The following is a 16,591-nucleotide window of genomic DNA, read 5'->3' on the forward strand; positions in this document are numbered from 1 at the left end:
GTTCGTCCGGCGAATCTCCGGACTACCTGAATATTGATCGAATCATATAAAAACAAAATGAAATGAGAGAAAAGATAAGCATCATCACCTCTACTTGCGTACCGATTCCTTTGGAAAACATCGATACGGATCAAATCATTCCGGCCCGTTTCCTGAAAGCGACCACACGCGAAGGCTTCGGGGACAATTTATTCCGGGATTGGCGTTACGACAAGGATGGGAACCCGAACCCGGACTTTGTCCTGAATCAGACACGTTATTCCGGCGAGATCCTGGTGGGAGGAAAGAATTTCGGAAGCGGAAGCAGCCGTGAACATGCCGCCTGGGCAATTGCCGGATATGGTTTCCGGGTTGTCGTCAGCAGCTTCTTTGCCGATATTTTTAAAAACAATGCGATGAATAACGGACTGCTACCGGTTGTGATCTCTTCCGATTTCCTGAGTGAGCTGTTTGCTTCCATAGAGGCTGATCCGAAAACAACGCTGACAGTTAACCTTCCCCAGCAAACACTTACCAACAACGCGACCGGACGGAGCGAGCATTTCGATATTAATCCCTATAAAAAGGATTGCCTTGTCAACGGCTTGGACGATATCGATTATCTGCTGGCTAACAAGGGCAAAATAGAGGCGTACGAAGCAAAGCGGCAATGATGATAGAGATAATGGACACCACCCTCAGGGATGGGGAGCAGACGACCGGCGTTTCGTTTTCTTCTCATGAAAAGCTCGGCATCGCCCGGTTGCTTCTCGACGAATTGGGAGTCAACCGTGTGGAAGTCGCTTCCGCGCGCGTCTCCGACGGAGAGTTCGAGGCGGTGAAGCGGCTGGCTTCGTGGGCGAAGAAAAGAGGCTGCCTCGATAAGCTTGAGGTGCTTGGATTCGTCGATAGTGATACTTCGCTTCGCTGGATCAGGGAAGCCGGCTGCCAAATGGTTAATCTCCTCTGCAAGGGTTCGTATAAGCACGTGACCGAGCAATTGAGGAAAACTCCCGAAGAACATTTGGCCGATATTACCGAGGTTATCCGTCGGGCAAAGGAGATGAAGATCGGTGTCAACGTTTACCTGGAAGATTGGTCGAACGGCATCCAGCATTCGCCGGAATATGTCTACCAACTGGTTGACGCCCTGAAGGAATTACCGATCCGCCGTTTTATGCTGCCGGATACGTTGGGCATCCTGAATACGGAGAATACCTTTGTCTTCTGCAAGAAGATGGTGAACCGTTATCCCGGTTTGCATTTTGACTTCCATGCGCATAACGATTACGATCTGGCGGTGGCCAATACTTATTCGGCGATCCGCGCCGGCATCCGGGGCGTCCATGTAACAGTAAACGGCCTGGGCGAGCGTGCGGGGAATGCCTCGCTGAGCAGTGTGGTGGCGGTCATTCACGACCAGTTGAAGCTAAAGACTTCCATCTGCGAATCGAAAATCAACCATGTCAGTAAGATCGTCGAAACTTATTCCGGAGTCCATATTTCAGCAAATAAACCGATTATCGGCGAGTTCGTCTTTACCCAATGCGCCGGAGTCCATGCCGACGGAGACAGCAAAAATAATTTATATTCCAACGATCTGATCCCCGAACGGTTCGGCCGTACCCGTGAGTATGCTCTTGGAAAAACATCCGGCAAAGCAAATATCCGTAAGAACCTGGAGGCCCTGGGCATCGAGATTGACGAGGAATCGATGCGAAAAGTCACCGACCGTATCATTGAGTTGGGGGACAAGAAAGAGAAGGTTACCCCGGAAGACTTGCCCTATATTATATCGGATGTCTTGCGGCACGATACTTTGGAAATGAAGATAAAGATACTAAATTATTCTTTATCTTTGACACAGGGACTAAAGCCGGTGGCGAGCGTGAAAATCCAGATCGGAGACGATGTCTACCAAGAATCGTCGGCCGGTGATGGTCAATATGACGCTTTCGTCCGGGCGGTACGCCGGATCTATAAGTCGCTCGGGCGTACATTCCCGATGTTGACGAACTATTCGGTGACTATTCCTCCTGGCGGACGGACGGATGCCTTGGTGCAAACCGTGATCAGTTGGCATTATGAGGGTGAGGACTTTAAAACCCGCGGGTTGGATGCCGACCAGACGGAAGCGGCCATCAAGGCGACACTCAAGATGTTGAATAAGATCGAAGGTGGAGCCTTGCTACCCGGAGAGTAGAATGTTTTTAATTGGATAGAATAAAATAAGAAAACTTAAAAAACTCTTGATATGAACAGAAGATTAACTATTGCGTTGGTAGCGCACGATAATCGGAAAGTGGATATGGTGGAATGGGCGGTGCATAACGCCAATTTCCTGGCTCCACACCATCTAGTGTGTACCGGAACGACCGGTGGCTTGATTCAAAAGGCCTTTGATGAGCATGGGATCCATGCGGATATTCAGCGGATGAATTCCGGGCCTATGGGAGGTGATGCTGAAATTGCAGCTATGGTGGTACGCAAGGAGGTCGATCTGGCCATCTTTTTGATTGACGACCTGAATCCCCAACCGCATGAAGCGGATATCCAGATGTTGCTTCGTCAGTGCCGGGTGCATAATGTACCGATCGCATGCAATCGCTACAGTGCTGATTTAATGTTGACCAGCACCCTTTGGGATGACGATACGTATGTCCCGATGGAACCGAAGTATATCCCGTTTAAAAGAGAATCATTATAGAATAAAATAGAGAACATGAAATTAAATATAGCCGTTTTACCGGGCGACGGCATCGGCCCGGAGATCATAGACCAAGCCTTGAAGGCGGTGAAAGCCGTATGTGAGAAATTTAACCATACCCTGAGTTATGAAAAGGCGCTTGTCGGAGCTTGCGCCATCGACGCAACGGGCAACCCTTATCCGGATGAAACGCACGCACTTTGCATGAAGAGCGACGCCGTATTGTTCGGAGCCATCGGCTCGCCGAAGTATGATAATGATCCGTCTGCCAAGGTACGCCCGGAACAGGGGTTGCTTGGAATGCGGAAGAAACTGGGATTGTACGCCAATATCCGCCCGGTGACTACCTTTCCGTCCCTGCTGCATAAATCGCCGCTTCGCCCCGACTTGGTGAAAGACGCTGATTTCATGTGTATTCGTGAACTGACGGGGGGCATGTATTTCGGACGGCCGCAAGGACGTAGCGAAGATGGCAATACTGCCTATGATACTTGTATCTATACCCGCGAAGAGATAGAACGCATCGTGCGGCTCGCTTACAATTACGCCATGAAACGCCGACGAAAAGTAACGGTAGTGGATAAGGCGAATGTATTGGCCACTTCCCGCTTATGGCGTCAGGTGGCGCAGGAGATCGCAAAGGAATTTCCGCAAGTAGAGACCGAGTTTATGTTTGTGGATAATGCGGCTATGCGATTGATCCAGTGGCCGAAGAGCTTTGACGTAATGGTAACCGAGAATATGTTCGGAGATATACTGACGGATGAGGCTTCGGTGATTACCGGTTCGCTCGGCATGTTGCCGTCGGCCTCCGTCGGTGTGCATACTTCGGTATTCGAGCCGATCCACGGTTCTTATCCGCAGGCTGCCGGAAAGAACATCGCCAATCCGTTGGCTACGATCTTGAGCGCGGCATTGATGTTCGAATATGCCTTTAATCTTCCGGAAGAGGGGGCGCTGATACGCGAAGCGGTGGCCGCGTCCATGGCGGCTGGCATCGTAACGGAAGATATTTTACAAGGAGACAGCAAGCCTTACTCTACCTCCGAAGTTGGAGACTGGGTGGCAGCCTATGTAGACTATATAGTCAAATAAAAAGATAACCTGATGAAGTCTATATGACAAATGAGGATATCCGGGAATTCTATCATATGATCGAATAGAAGGGAAAGTGTTGCATTTCCTTCTATTCGATTAATATGCCATTCTTAAAGCTTGTAATGCCGGCCTTTCTCCAAAAGTCTTTTTATTTTGTGGATGTATATCGTTGAGGATTCCCTATGTCGAGGGCAGTAATCATTCTGTCAACTTTATCAATTCGTTGATCACCTTTTTATTATATCCTTTCTTTAGGGCTTTCTGAAAGTCATTGGCTGCAGCGGTCTTCTCGTATAAAGCCAGTTTTACCCTTCCTCGTAGCACATAAATTTCGGCTCCCGGATCAGGATTCTGTTGAAATACCTTTTCCAGATCGGACATCGCCCTACCGTTTTTCCCTTCCATAAAATATAGTTCGGCACGTTCTTCATATAGCCGTATATTCTTTGGTTCCTCTCTGATGAGATATTCGAAAATATCCTCGCTCTCTTTATAATTTCCTCGCATCTTTTCAAGAATAGCGTAGCCCAGGCGTGCTTTATTGGACTTGTCGCTAATCTCGAGCATATGTTGAAAGTCAGCTTCTGCCGACAGGAAGTTTTTCTCCTTGATATAAAGAATGCCCCGGGAGTAAAGTGCCTCCATACGATTCGGCTCTTTGGCGAGCAGTGTATTGTAGTCGGTCAGCGCATTCTCCGTGTCGCCCATCTCCTGATAGAGCGAAGCCCGGTTGGATAAGATAAGCGCATTGTTCGGCTGTCGGCTGAGGGCAGCAGTGTAGGAAATCAATGCCTCATCGAGCTTACCCAACTGCCGCTGTATTGTTCCGAGATTTGTCAAAAGTGCATAGTTGTACCGGTTGCCGGGCTCCAGCCTCATAGCGGCAATTAGACAGACTTCCGCCGCATCAAGGCTATCCTTTTCCATGAAGTCATAGCTCTTTCCGATCAATTCTTCGTAACTTTGCACCTGCCCATTGCACCAAAAGAATGGGAATAGCAGACAGAGAAAAATTGAATAAATTCTCAAACAATTTCGCATCGTTTATTACTTTTAGGCAAAGCTACAGAATATATTTGGCTATAGAGAGAATTAAGAAATAATTAAAACTTTACTACATATCTTCAATATATCGATATATTTTATCTTTGTTCTACTTGTGTATTAATTATTAAGCCTTAACTTTGCAGCCGCTAATACAAATAAGCATTAATTATTCAAATTATTCAACATGGCAACAAAAATTAGATTGCAGAGACACGGTCGTAAAAGCTACGCTTTTTATCAGATCGTTGTTGCAGACAGCAGGGCTCCACGAGATGGACGATTTATTGAAAGGATAGGTTCTTACAACCCGAACACCAATCCTGCTACAATAGATTTGAATTTCGAGAGAGCTTTGTATTGGTTACAGGTAGGTGCACAACCGACAGACACCACCCGGAATATTCTTTCCCGTGAAGGAGTATACCTTAAAAAACACTTGTTGGGAGGAGTGAAAAAAGGAGCTTTTGATGAAGCTGCAGCCGAAACAAAGTTCCAGGCTTGGTTAAAGGATAAACAAAATGCTTTACAAGCAGTAAAGAATAAAGACAGCGAAGCCGCCCAAGCGGCTGCTAAAGCTCAGTTAGAAGCAGAGAAGGAAGCAAATAAGGCGAGAGCGGCCGAATTGGCAAAGAAAAAGGCCGAAATTGCAGCTGAACAGGCAGCAGCAGAAGCTGCCAAGAAAGCGGCAGAGGCTCCGGCTCCAGTCGTAGAACCTGCTCCGGAAGCTGCAACTCCTGAGGCTCCGGCTGCCGAATAAGCAACGAACGCTAAGGAAACAAAGAAAGCTACCCTCCGAAAGGGTAGCTTTTTTGTTGGCTGTTATTCTTCCGCAAACCAGCGGGTCAAAGCGTTGAAGATATTTTCATTTTCTTTTTTCCTTACCCCTGCAGGCTTGGGAGCAAGTACGCTCAGCCCTTTGGGTATGATCTTTACCTGGATTTCGGTTCCGGCCTCTACCGGCTCACCGTCTACATGCATAACACCGGGATGAGTGCGCTTGATCGTTACCGAACCGGTGAGCAGACTGGTCATTTTGCTATTCTTGTCGATATTTTTGGTGAAAAGCTGTAAGGTGGTTTGCGGGATTTCCAGCGCATTGAGCGGTTTCAGGATGGAGATATTCATTTTACCGTCTTCCATGTCGGCACCTGGAGCAATAAAGGCGTCGTTCCCATATTGTGAGGCATTTCCGCAGGTAACGATGAAGGCCCGCTCTTTTATAGTGCCTTCGTCGCAGGTGATTTCGTATTTTTCCGATTTAAAATCCACCACGCCCTCCAGGATATTCCGCAGATATCCCAACGGCCCCCGTTTCTTTTCTTCTGCGAATTTGTCGCTAATGAACGCGTCGAAGCCCACGCCGCAAGTACAGAAAAAGATGTGTCCGTTGGCCACGCCGTAATCGATCCGGCGGGTATTCCCCTTCAGAATGATATCGATCGCTTTTTCCGGATCCATCGCGATGCTCAACTCCCTTGCCAGGCCATTACCCGAACCGAAAGGGATGATCCCTAAAGTCGTGTCGGAGTTCACCAGTGTTCTCGCCACTTCATTTACCGTGCCGTCTCCCCCGGCAGTGATTACGTATTTGAAACGGTTTTTCACTGCATCATTGGCTATTTCCGTTGCGTGGCCCGGATAACCCGTTATCCGGATGATGATATCATATTGCTTCTGATCGAAAGCCGCCGCGACCATTTCTGGGATGTTTCTCTTCGATTCGGTTCCCGACACGGGATTAATGATCACACATACTTTTGTCTTTTCCATATAAATGACGTTTGAACAAAAATAGTACAAAAAAGGGAATAATACCTCTTCCATATCTTTTTTATGGAGCATATTGCAGGAAGGAGATGTTCTGTTTTTGAATTTTGTTACCGGCAGAATCAAATCTATCTGAAAAGTTAATACTTTTGTTGTTATTATTCCTAATAGGGAAGTGCAAGAAAATAGAGGAGAGAATAATAATGAAATTAGTTATCATTGAGCCGTTGGGAGTTGAAAGAGAAGTCCTTCTCCAAATGGCAAAAGAATCGTTGGGTGATTCTGTGGAAATAGTCTGTTATGATACCCGGGTAGCTGATAATCAGACTTTAATAGAACGGGGTAAGGATGCCGGTATTATAGCGGTATCCAATCTGCCGCTGGACAAAGAGGTCATCCAGGGTTGCGGAAACTTAAAAATGCTTGCGGTAGCCTTCACCGGCGTCGATCATATCGCAATGGAGGCATGCAAAGAAAGAGGCATAACGGTCTGCAATTGTTCCGGTTATTCTACTGCAGCCGTAAGTGACCTGGTATTCGGCCTTTTAATTTCGATTTACAGGAATATTATTCCTTGCAACGAGGTCGTTCGAAAATCGGGAACGAAAGAGGGGCTTGTCGGGTTTGAATTGGAAGGGAAAAAGTTTGGAGTCGTGGGGACGGGAGCTATCGGGACAAGGGTCTGTTCGATAGCGAAGGGTTTCGGATGTGAGGTCTATGCCTATTCTAGGACAGTAAAGCAACTCGATGGCACTCAGTATGTTGATTTGGATACTTTACTTTCTCTTTGTGATATCGTTTCGCTGCATGTCCCGTTAAACGATTCGACCAGAGGGTTAATCAATAAGGATAAGATCGCCCTGATGAAAAAGAATGCCGTATTGATAAACACGGCAAGAGGAGCGGTGGTCGACAGCAAAGCCTTGGCTGACGCCTTGAATGAAGGCCGGATCGCCGGTGCGGGGATCGATGTCTTTGAGGAAGAGCCCCCGATTAACCCGGAACATCCTCTCTTAAACGCCAAACATTTGATAGCAACTCCTCATATTGCTTTTGCAACGCGGGAAGCATTAATAAAAAGAGCCGGCATCCTGTTTGACAATATAAAGGCTTTTTTAAACGGGATACCTAAAAATAGAGTGGGATGAGATTGCAAACCGGCAGCGCCCGTTTCTACAAAGATTTCCCGGTATCGAACCGGAGATGAAGAACGACCAGTTCTGCATGGGTGCCGATACGATAGGGTGAGCCGGAAAAGCCTATGCCGGAAGAAACATAAGCTTGGCTGTTCCCTTTACGGTATAGTCCATACGGCCATTCCCAAATAAATTTCATCCGCCAGGAATTTGGCCAGATTTGGCCGTTATGTGTATGTCCATGTAAACTTAGATCCACTCGATTCATTTCTATTTCAGAAGGTGCGGCCGGTTGGTGGTCCAATACGATCAACGGTTTCTTGCGATCCAGGCCCCAAAGGAGTTGGTAGAGCGATTTTCGCCCTTTATTGATAAAATCATCTCGTCCGATCAAATAGAAACTTTTGTCCGGTTGGCTCACCGAGTCTACGAGTAAGATTCCCCCTGTCTTTAGTAACCATCTTCTTTTTGTTTCTCGATTGGCACGGAACTCATGATTTCCGTTAATAATATAAACACCCAACGGTGCTTTTAATTGTTTTAATATTTCTTCCAGATGGGCTTTTTCAGCATAACGTGATTCATAGTCTAAGATATCACCTCCCAGAACGACTAAGTCCGGTTGCTGGGCATTGCTCAACGCAACGAAGCGCTGAAGTTCCTTCTTGCCGATCATTTCGCCGAGGTGCAAGTCGGTCATCAGGACAATCTTCAGGCTGTCTCTTCCTGCCGCCTGTTTGGAAATGGTCAGGTGGACATGTTTGACCACCGGATGTCTGGCTGTATAATAGCCGTAGCCCATCAGGGCGGCAAGGGTGAACACAATCGCCAGGAAGAGCCGCGTCTGCGTCTGTTGGGGATTTCGCGTTAATCGCTTCGGTAGGAAAGAATGCCTTTTCTGTATCAGACGGACGGCTTCGAGCGACAACAGGAGCATCGTAAGGTAGAGGCTGGCAACAAACCAGGTATTGCAGATATAGAGAATCGGGACGAGGAGAGAGTCCGGCAAATCCTGATGAAAAAGATATCCGGTCAGAAAGAGCAGCAACTCGCCGCCCAGCAAAACCGTAAACAGAATCTGCCCGAAGCTTTTGGGGGATAAAGCCTGCCGTCCGCGCCAATAGATATAAAAGGTGAGGAGAATTTGGGGGAAAAACGATTGCAAAAATAATCTCATTCCATTTTTACTTAAAAGTTAACCGGAAGACGACCATCTCGCTGGAGGTGCCTATCCGGAAAGGAGGACCCCACAGGGCAAGGCCGGATGAGACGTAGATATGGCTGTTCCCTTTCTTCTTGTAACCGTGGCTGACCTCGAATAGATGGTCGGTTAGCCAGTTCATCGGCCATACCTGCCCATGATGGGTATGCCCGCTGAATTGTAGGTCAACGCCTGCCGCTTCGGTCTTGTCCAGGTCGTACGGCTGGTGATCCAGCAGGATAACAGGTTTGTCCGGATCGACGGCTTGCATCAGTTCGGAGAGTGATTTCCGGGAATGATTGCTCCGATCGTCCCGTCCGACGATCTGCACGCCATTAGACAATGTAACCACCGAATCCTGAAGGAAATGAAACGGAAGTCGCCGGATATAACCGATGCTTTCCCTGATGCCGCTGATGTATTCATGATTTCCAGGCACCATATAAACGCCGAACGGCGCATGGAGCTGGGAGAGTTCTTCCGCCATCTTTTGATAATAGAGCGGAGCGACGCTGTTATCGATCAGGTCGCCTCCGATAAGAATAAGATCCGGTTGTTCTTTTTTGATCATGAGAATATATTTCTGCAACTGCTTTTTGTTTGCTCCGTTTCCCAGGTGCAGGTCGCTGATCGCAACTACTTTAAGGGCTTTTCCCGCCGTGTTCACCGGCTTGTTGATATCTATGTTGATAACTTGTGTCTTCGGATGTTTATAAGTATAATACCCATAGCTTAACAGGCCGATTGTCAATAGGAAAGCGATGACAAATCCCCAGCTGAATTCCCTGTTGAAAAGTCGTATGAGATCCATCGCCAGCAGTGCGATAACCATGTAAAGGGTAAAGACCAGCCAACCATTACCGACCTCATAGAGGAAATGTGAAAGACTGTTCGGTAGGTTTGACTTCCGGGTTGCATAGGTCATTATAATCAATAAGGCAAGGCACCAGTAAACGATTGTGAAGAGTACCTTCGCATAAACCGGACTATTGCAAATCGCTTGCATGCCACGGAAAAATACGTATATATTACCCAGTATATAGCTGCCCAGAAAGATAAAAAAGAATATATACATTTCTTTCAATTTTTGCAAAGATAAAGAATGCTACGTAGGTACGGTGGGTGGAATTACACAAAAATAATGAAATTTGCTATTCCCATTCTCAAAAGAGTCGGGATTTCTTCCAAATAACAGAATGTAATTAATCTGACGCTTGAAACGATTATACCTTATTATGCCGGCATATCGATATCCACAGCTATGAAAATAAAAAAGCGGTCTGCAATCAGATTGCTTTCGTGTAACTCAAAATAAATAAGAGAAGCCACCTGCAAGTCTGATTCCGGACCAGTTTATTTTATTATCTCCGCCTTCGATGCCCGATGAAAATGAAAATTCATATCCTGTTGTAATGAGTATCCCAACCGTCCGGGTAAAATTATATTTTGCTCCTGCTTGTGGTAATATCGTAAAACCGACTTTAGTAAAGTTTTCTTCATCGACATATTTGTCGTCGGCATCTGCGATAGAAAACCCTTCTTTTAGTTTTAAATGGCTAATCATCACATTGGGTGATAGTTCGGCAAATAAGGAAAAAAACGGTCCAGCATCTTTCTCGTCGGTGTAAAAGTAGTTTCGATAATATATACCTTCCCTAAATCCGTTAACAATCATTTTCACACTGTATTCGCCCGAATAGTCGGCCCGGGATAATTTACCTCCTGTTGTAAGAAAACTGCTTTTCAACCCAAATTCATGTACTTTATATTTATAACCGATATCCAGCGTATGGTTAATATAGGCAGGGAAATTATCGACATTGGTAAGACCTAAACCCGGGACTGCACTATTCAATTGTGATTGTATGGTAGATAACACATTTTTCATATCGCCCATGTCGTAACGGCCATATCCGGCTGAATAGCTGACAGTAAACTGAGCTCCTACCCGAAAGGCTGCTGTCAGGCAAAATAATATCAATAGTGTTTTTTTCATTATTTCAGATAATTAGTAAGATCGTAATGATATGACGGTGAATAGAATGTGGATACCATGAAATTATTATATAGCTTAATATAAGGATAATTGGTTTTGACCTTTAATAAGGTTGTTTTCATATCCGGACTCATTATATTCATCATTCTATTGTCGGAATAGTTTTTGTCTGAAAATATAAAATTACCGGTAAAAGGGTCATTACATACGTATGACAACGCTTTCATCTCTGATTCGTTAAACGAAGGAACATCAATCGTATACAGCCTATCGTAACCGGTCATCACAAGCTGGTGTGGTTTGGTTGGGTTGAAGAAGCAATTATTAAACACTAAGTATTTGTTTTCGGCATGGTGAATCTCTTTTGCCTCTTTTGCTCCTAATTCATATATCCAATATTTTTGCGAACCGTAATCACACAGGTATTTACCATCCGGCGATATGGTTACTTTAGAATAATATTCTTTGAGAGGAATCGTATACAACCAATTGCCGTTCGTGGCTTTATATACATCTACATATCCGTCATTGGTGCTGCTCATCCCGGCAACGATTAAATCGTTATCCGTTAGATAAAAAATATTGTAGCTGCTATTATAAGGTATCGCTTTACCAAAGAAATATACCGGATTCTCAAATGTATTGTCTTTATAGATATAAATATCCGATCCTATATTTACAGCCATCTTTGAGGTTATAGACGAGCATGATATTTGGGTAAAGGTATTATCACTTGCTGTTTTTAGTTGGGTCAACTCTCTCATCGTTGTTGCATCATAACTGATAATGTAATAGCCCGATGTGGTGTAGAGTAACTTTTTACGGATATCGTATGCAAACGATGATGCCCCGTATTCTGATAATAACGGATAACTGTTTTTATAAATATATACGGAAGGATATAATCGGATATATTCTTCGTTCAGTGCGTAGTCGGGCAATATATATAGACTATAATAGCCGTTGCCGGCAGGAAACGCAGGTGTGGCTATTTCTGCATATGATTGTCCATCAGGGACAAATATGACTTCGTTATCGGGCGTTTTTAAAATGCATTTACATTTATATTCGTTGGCTTTCCATGTAACTTTGGTTTTCTCAGATGTGATACTCTCGAAAAATACATCCTTTTCTGTTATCTCGGCAGAGTTTACCGAATATTGGGTAACCCATGGATCTATTGAGTTATTCTTAAATACGGTTTCTATATCATAAACCCTTGCTCCATAAACAAAACTTTTATCAATATAACTTCTTTGGCCGGGGTTACTAATTCTGATACTTTGTCTTCCACCGGAATAAGCATCTTCAAAGTGTATAATATAGTAATCTACATTTAGTTTATCCAGATTGGGATTATCCCAGTTCAATTCCAGATACCCCTCTGTATTTTTCTTGTGGCTGATAGTCAACGCAAGGTCTGCATTTTTCACGACTTTCACCGTGAACGCGTATTTCCCTTGATAATATTCGGCTCCAAGTAATTCGGCAACACTGCCCGATCCGGTTTTGACTTTGATATCCACACTTAATGGATGGTCTCCCTCGCTCAAATTAGCCGGGTCTAAGAGAAAGTATCCGCCTTGGCTGTTAACAGTTTCACCATCCAGGTTGAAACTTATATCCAGAAGGTCTTTGCCTGATGTATATAAAGAGTAATATAGTTTGGTACCGGTGTATAGATATATAGTTCCTTCGGGCGTAACCCCGGCAAGATCAATTCCTATAACAGCTGTTTGCTCCGGTTTTTCTATTTCTACAAAATGAATATTATCACTATCGAATTGACATGACAAAAACGATAATGAGCAGATTATATTTATAAGTAATTTTTTCATAGATATTATGTGAGTCTATTGGAAGTTTTCAAAAAATAGCCCAAAGGATTAACTTTTGGGCGTTTAAAGTTATAAAATGTTTTAATAAACCGGCCTAAATACAGTATGTTTTTTAAGGAGTTGTAGTGGCGGATGCTTTGTTAAGTGGCAACGTGAAGAAGAAATGTTGTAACAGACAAAACCTATCTGATCCGTCTGGTCGTAAGTTATCAGCGTTCGGCGGGCAAATCTTTTTAAGGAGAAATTATGCGTACTGAAAGAAAAATATAATTTTTAACAAGGGAAGAACTTAACGAATGCATTCAAATCTTGGACTATGTCTTTTCCCTTTTGGAAGAAACAGAAGAGGTGCCAAAAGAAAATCCTGCTAAAATTCATAACTATGAATGAACAGATTCATAGTTATGATTGCGTTTGTTCATAGTTATGACTGCGTTCATTCATAGTTATCAATTTTTAAGTTGATAAGCGATGACTTTTGACACCCTCTTCTACCTTCTTCTGCATATATTACTCCAATCTTTTCAGAGGATAGAGTAATTTAAACTTTCATTGTTATATAATAATTTGTATATAAAGTCTGAGTTTACAATGATATTTTATTTTAAAAATAAATAGCTAAAATATGATACTCTATAAAAAACAAAATCATTTTCTTCTTGTCAAAACCATTCGGCGTGATGAATTAATCGATTACCGAGATTGTATAGGAATAACGATAGTCTTTTCCTAAGATACGGTATTGATCCAAAGGTTTGGCTCCCCACGAATTCAATCCGGCAACTCCCCGCTGGATCAGGTCGACATTCAACAACACTTCCTTGCGTGGAAGCAGATCAGAATGATGCTGTTGCTTCTTCGTTAGTCCCGGATCCAGATCCTCCGGACGGTAGTTCGTTGCACTGACGGATAGCGGTTGGGCCCCTTCGATACGGATTCCTTTGCCATTATCGTCGGTTAGTGTCAACCAACGTACATCGGTTTTGTTTCCGGTCTCCTGAGGGCGAATGTACGGGAAGGCCTCTTCCTCTACGGTGCTTTGGTAAATGCCTATTAATGTGGACTTGTTGCGGTCGATGTAGTTTTCCCATGGGCCCCGTCCGTAGTAGGTGAAGTGATTCAACTGCTTCGGCAAGGTGAGCAACATACCGATACGCATCGGTTCCGGTGTTTCCCCGTCGGCCGTGAAATGATAGTCGATGGTTAGGCTTCCGTTCTTATTCACGGTATAGGTGAGGGCGACTTCTGCTTTGATTCCGTTCAGCTTGCATATATATGAGACGGCGACCGTGCCGTTTGCTTCCTTAACGCCGTTATATTGGTAACTCAGATTATGTGAGGCCGATCTCCAGATTCCCAGCGTCGATTGCTCATTGGCTCCGAAATCGTTATCGGTAGGACCTCTCCAGAAGTTGGGAACGGGCAACTGGTCCAGAATGGAGTTCTGATTTTTGAAAGATGCGAGTCCTTTCCATCTGTCTTTTAGTGCAAATTCGTAGGAAATATCCCCGGAGGTAACAGTGATTTTATTATCGTCTTTCTTCACCTGTAAATTCTCTCCTATACTTTCCTTTGCTGCAAAATAATTGTTACCGGCGAAAGCAAACTCTTCTTTGGCGACTTCGAAACCGACCGGGAGAATGGGTTGTTCTTTGCGGAGACTAGCATATACTTGCAGGTAATATTCCACGCCGGCTTCTTTCGTCAACTTCGGCAAGGGGAGTTTTACATCCTTTTCCGAATTGGCGGGAACAGAGACATCAAAATTGCCATCGGCTACCGGCTCGCCATTCTTTAGTAAAACCCAACGGTATACATAGGTGTCATCCAGTGGTTTGAACTTAAAGTCATTGATCACGGCGATAATCCCCTTGTCCAGGTCTTTAGCCCGGAAAAGAATGTTCTGATAGACCTTTTTCACTTCGTACGTATGCGGATTATAGTTGCGGTCGGGCGTAATGACTCCGTCGATACAGAAATTTCCATCGTTCTGTTTGTTATACATTCCGAAATCGCCTCCGTATCCCCAGTAGGGGCGCCCCTGCTCATCGGTAGCCGGGAATCCTTGATTCAGCCATTCCCAGATGAATCCGCCTTGCATATTCTTGCTCGAACGCATTAAATCCCAATAATCCTGGAAATTACCCATACTGTTACCCATTGCGTGCGCATATTCACACATGATGAACGGATGTCCGAGATCTTTTTTTGCTAACTCCTGCATGGATTGCCAGGAGGGATACATCGGCGCCCATACGTCCGTATTGCGGTGGCTATTGAATGGATCATCATAGCGGTAAGCCTGTTCGTATTGAACCGGACGGCTCTTGTCACGGCTTTTCGCCCAATCGTACATATCATAGAATGCCTTCCCATTGCTCGCTTCATTTCCCAATGACCAGAAGATGACGGAAGGATGGTTCTTATCTCTTTCAATCAAGCGGTGGATGCGGTCCATGTGGGTGGCGTGCCATTCCGGGAAATTCGAGACATTTTCCGGACCATAACCCAAACCGTGAGATTCAAGATTCGTTTCATCCACTAAATAGAGGCCGTATTCGTCGCAAAGTTTATACCATAACGACGGTTGCGGATAATGGCTTGTACGAACCGCATTGATATTCAGTTCCTTCATAAGGCGGATATCCCTCATCATCGTTTCCCGGTCAATTACTTGTCCGGTTTTAGCATTGAATTCATGAAGGTTGACTCCCTTGAAGAATACTTTCTGCCCGTTGATAAATACCTGCCCATCCTTGATTTCGATCTTCCGGAAACCGATTTTTGTAGAGGTCGATTCGATCAGCTTGCCATGCTCATCTTTCAGGTTGATAACCAAAGTGTAGAGGTTGGGGGTTTCCGCCGTCCATTTTAAAGGAGAGGGAATTTGGCCGGTAAAAGTTGCTTCAAACGTATTGCCTCCTGTACAACCTCCTTTTACTGTTTTCCCGAAGACTTGTTTCCCTGCTTTATCCAGGAGTTTAGCTTCTACGGTACGATTGATTATCGCATCGGAGTAGTTTTTAACAAGGACCTCCAATCCGAAGGCGCCATTCTTATATGAATTATCCAAGTCAGGATGAGCGAAAAAATCCAGGATTCTTGTCTTTGCAGTGCTATAAAGGTAGACACTTCGGTTGATTCCTCCCAGGCGCCACATGTCTTGGTCTTCCAGGTAGGAACCATCACTATATTTGTAGACTTCGCAAGCAAGTACGTTTTTCCCGGCTTTGACGTAAGGCGTAATGTCAAACTCGGCCGGACTTTTGGCATTCTCCGTATAACCGACCTTTTCGCCGTTTACCCAGACGTACATCGCTGTTGTTCCTCCTTCGAAATGAAGGAAAACCTGACGACCGTCCCAATCGGCCGGAATTCCGAACTCATGCCGGTAGGAGCCGACCGGATTATCCTCCTTATTGACAAAAGGGGGATTTTTGGGAAATGGATAAGTCACATTGGTATAGATCGGCGCCCCATAGCCGTTAAATTCCCAATTGCCGGGAACTTTAATCTCCTTCCATTGGCTGTCGTTATAGTCTACGCGATAGAAATCGGTAGGGCGGAGCTCCGGTCTGGGAACCCAGTTGAACTTCCAGTTGCCGTTTAACAACTGATAGTAGGAAGAAGCATCGTATTGGTCATCAATCGCCAACTGCTCCGAAGGGTAGGGGATTGCCGTTGCACGGGTTGCTTCCTTGTTGACAGCAAAGACTTCCGGGTTTTCCCAGTCTGCATTTTGCGCCGTTGCATGACCTATGCAGAATAAGGTGCAGGTTAAGGTCAATAAAGCTTGTTTTAAATGGATCATAAAAATAGATT

Annotated in this window: 13 protein-coding genes; 6 read left to right on the forward strand and 7 right to left on the reverse strand. The window is 44.9% G+C overall.

Going from position 1 to position 16,591, the window contains the following annotated elements; genetic code table 11:
• The first annotated feature begins 62 nt into the window (after positions 1-62).
• Genes leuD through leuB form a run of 4 tightly spaced genes read left to right on the forward strand, consistent with a single transcriptional unit; the run spans position 63 to position 3,781 of the window.
• The gene (leuD, locus tag BQ8014_RS04540; RefSeq protein WP_080903324.1) at positions 63-653 is read left to right on the forward strand and encodes a 3-isopropylmalate dehydratase small subunit; all 591 of its coding nucleotides are present in this window, start codon (positions 63-65) and stop codon (positions 651-653) included.
• The gene (locus BQ8014_RS04545; RefSeq protein WP_200814447.1) at positions 653-2,182 is read left to right on the forward strand and encodes an alpha-isopropylmalate synthase regulatory domain-containing protein; all 1,530 of its coding nucleotides are present in this window, start codon (positions 653-655) and stop codon (positions 2,180-2,182) included. Before leuD ends, BQ8014_RS04545 begins: the two co-directional genes overlap by 1 nt.
• Before the next feature lie 51 nt (positions 2,183-2,233).
• A complete protein-coding gene (locus BQ8014_RS04550; protein WP_080903325.1) occupies positions 2,234-2,686 on the forward strand; it encodes a methylglyoxal synthase in 453 nt (150 codons plus the stop codon).
• Between the two features lie 15 nt (positions 2,687-2,701).
• Positions 2,702-3,781, forward strand: a complete 1,080-nt coding sequence (gene leuB, locus BQ8014_RS04555; protein ID WP_080903326.1) for a 3-isopropylmalate dehydrogenase — start codon at positions 2,702-2,704, stop codon at positions 3,779-3,781.
• 201 nt (positions 3,782-3,982) lie between these two features.
• Here the strand turns inward: leuB and BQ8014_RS04560 are convergent, their stop codons facing one another.
• On the reverse strand, positions 3,983-4,825 hold the full coding sequence (locus BQ8014_RS04560) for a tetratricopeptide repeat protein (RefSeq protein ID WP_080903327.1): 843 nt from the start codon (positions 4,823-4,825) through the stop codon (positions 3,983-3,985).
• Positions 4,826-5,015: 190 nt separating this feature from the next.
• On the opposite strand from BQ8014_RS04560, the gene BQ8014_RS04565 reads away from it, so the two are divergent.
• A complete protein-coding gene (locus BQ8014_RS04565) occupies positions 5,016-5,588 on the forward strand; it encodes a 30S ribosomal protein S16 (RefSeq protein ID WP_080903328.1) in 573 nt (190 codons plus the stop codon).
• Between the two features lie 62 nt (positions 5,589-5,650).
• Here the strand turns inward: BQ8014_RS04565 and BQ8014_RS04570 are convergent, their stop codons facing one another.
• Positions 5,651-6,601 (reverse strand): diacylglycerol/lipid kinase family protein, encoded by a 951-nt coding sequence (locus tag BQ8014_RS04570; RefSeq protein ID WP_080905818.1) that lies wholly within the window; start codon positions 6,599-6,601, stop codon positions 5,651-5,653.
• A 200-nt stretch (positions 6,602-6,801) separates the two neighbouring features.
• On the opposite strand from BQ8014_RS04570, the gene BQ8014_RS04575 reads away from it, so the two are divergent.
• The gene (locus tag BQ8014_RS04575; RefSeq protein WP_080903329.1) at positions 6,802-7,746 is read left to right on the forward strand and encodes an NAD(P)-dependent oxidoreductase; all 945 of its coding nucleotides are present in this window, start codon (positions 6,802-6,804) and stop codon (positions 7,744-7,746) included.
• Between the two features lie 25 nt (positions 7,747-7,771).
• On the opposite strand, the gene BQ8014_RS04580 is transcribed toward BQ8014_RS04575, so the two are convergent.
• The 5 genes from BQ8014_RS04580 to BQ8014_RS04600 form a co-directional block, all read right to left on the reverse strand.
• On the reverse strand, positions 7,772-8,911 hold the full coding sequence (locus tag BQ8014_RS04580; RefSeq protein WP_080903330.1) for a metallophosphoesterase: 1,140 nt from the start codon (positions 8,909-8,911) through the stop codon (positions 7,772-7,774).
• A 7-nt stretch (positions 8,912-8,918) separates the two neighbouring features.
• Positions 8,919-10,010 (reverse strand): metallophosphoesterase, encoded by a 1,092-nt coding sequence (locus BQ8014_RS04585; protein WP_080903331.1) that lies wholly within the window; start codon positions 10,008-10,010, stop codon positions 8,919-8,921.
• Between the two features lie 231 nt (positions 10,011-10,241).
• Positions 10,242-10,931 carry a hypothetical protein gene (locus tag BQ8014_RS04590; protein ID WP_080903332.1) on the reverse strand — a complete coding sequence of 230 codons (690 nt, stop codon included), beginning with the start codon at positions 10,929-10,931 and terminating at the stop codon, positions 10,242-10,244.
• A complete protein-coding gene (locus BQ8014_RS04595) occupies positions 10,931-12,769 on the reverse strand; it encodes a hypothetical protein (protein ID WP_080903333.1) in 1,839 nt (612 codons plus the stop codon). Before BQ8014_RS04595 ends, BQ8014_RS04590 begins: the two co-directional genes overlap by 1 nt.
• Positions 12,770-13,454: 685 nt before the next feature.
• Positions 13,455-16,580, reverse strand: coding sequence for a beta-galactosidase, LacZ type (locus BQ8014_RS04600; protein ID WP_080903334.1), 3,126 nt, complete (start codon positions 16,578-16,580; stop codon positions 13,455-13,457).
• Positions 16,581-16,591 lie beyond the last annotated feature (11 nt).

This window comes from Parabacteroides sp. Marseille-P3160, from assembly GCF_900162725.1.
Lineage (GTDB): Bacteria > Bacteroidota > Bacteroidia > Bacteroidales > Tannerellaceae > Marseille-P3160.

Excerpts from the sequence above, each read along its gene's own strand:
- leuD (WP_080903324.1), top strand. The coding sequence starts at position 63 with ATGAGAGAAAAGATAAGCATCATCACCTCTACTTGCGTACCGATTCCT.
- BQ8014_RS04545 (WP_200814447.1), top strand. The coding sequence starts at position 653 with ATGATAGAGATAATGGACACCACCCTCAGGGATGGGGAGCAGACGACC.
- BQ8014_RS04550 (WP_080903325.1), top strand. The coding sequence starts at position 2,234 with ATGAACAGAAGATTAACTATTGCGTTGGTAGCGCACGATAATCGGAAA.
- leuB (WP_080903326.1), top strand. The coding sequence starts at position 2,702 with ATGAAATTAAATATAGCCGTTTTACCGGGCGACGGCATCGGCCCGGAG.
- BQ8014_RS04560 (WP_080903327.1), bottom strand. The coding sequence starts at position 4,825 with ATGCGAAATTGTTTGAGAATTTATTCAATTTTTCTCTGTCTGCTATTC.
- BQ8014_RS04565 (WP_080903328.1), top strand. The coding sequence starts at position 5,016 with ATGGCAACAAAAATTAGATTGCAGAGACACGGTCGTAAAAGCTACGCT.
- BQ8014_RS04570 (WP_080905818.1), bottom strand. The coding sequence starts at position 6,601 with ATGGAAAAGACAAAAGTATGTGTGATCATTAATCCCGTGTCGGGAACC.
- BQ8014_RS04575 (WP_080903329.1), top strand. The coding sequence starts at position 6,802 with ATGAAATTAGTTATCATTGAGCCGTTGGGAGTTGAAAGAGAAGTCCTT.
- BQ8014_RS04580 (WP_080903330.1), bottom strand. The coding sequence starts at position 8,911 with ATGAGATTATTTTTGCAATCGTTTTTCCCCCAAATTCTCCTCACCTTT.
- BQ8014_RS04585 (WP_080903331.1), bottom strand. The coding sequence starts at position 10,010 with ATGTATATATTCTTTTTTATCTTTCTGGGCAGCTATATACTGGGTAAT.
- BQ8014_RS04590 (WP_080903332.1), bottom strand. The coding sequence starts at position 10,931 with ATGAAAAAAACACTATTGATATTATTTTGCCTGACAGCAGCCTTTCGG.
- BQ8014_RS04595 (WP_080903333.1), bottom strand. The coding sequence starts at position 12,769 with ATGAAAAAATTACTTATAAATATAATCTGCTCATTATCGTTTTTGTCA.
- BQ8014_RS04600 (WP_080903334.1), bottom strand. The coding sequence starts at position 16,580 with ATGATCCATTTAAAACAAGCTTTATTGACCTTAACCTGCACCTTATTC.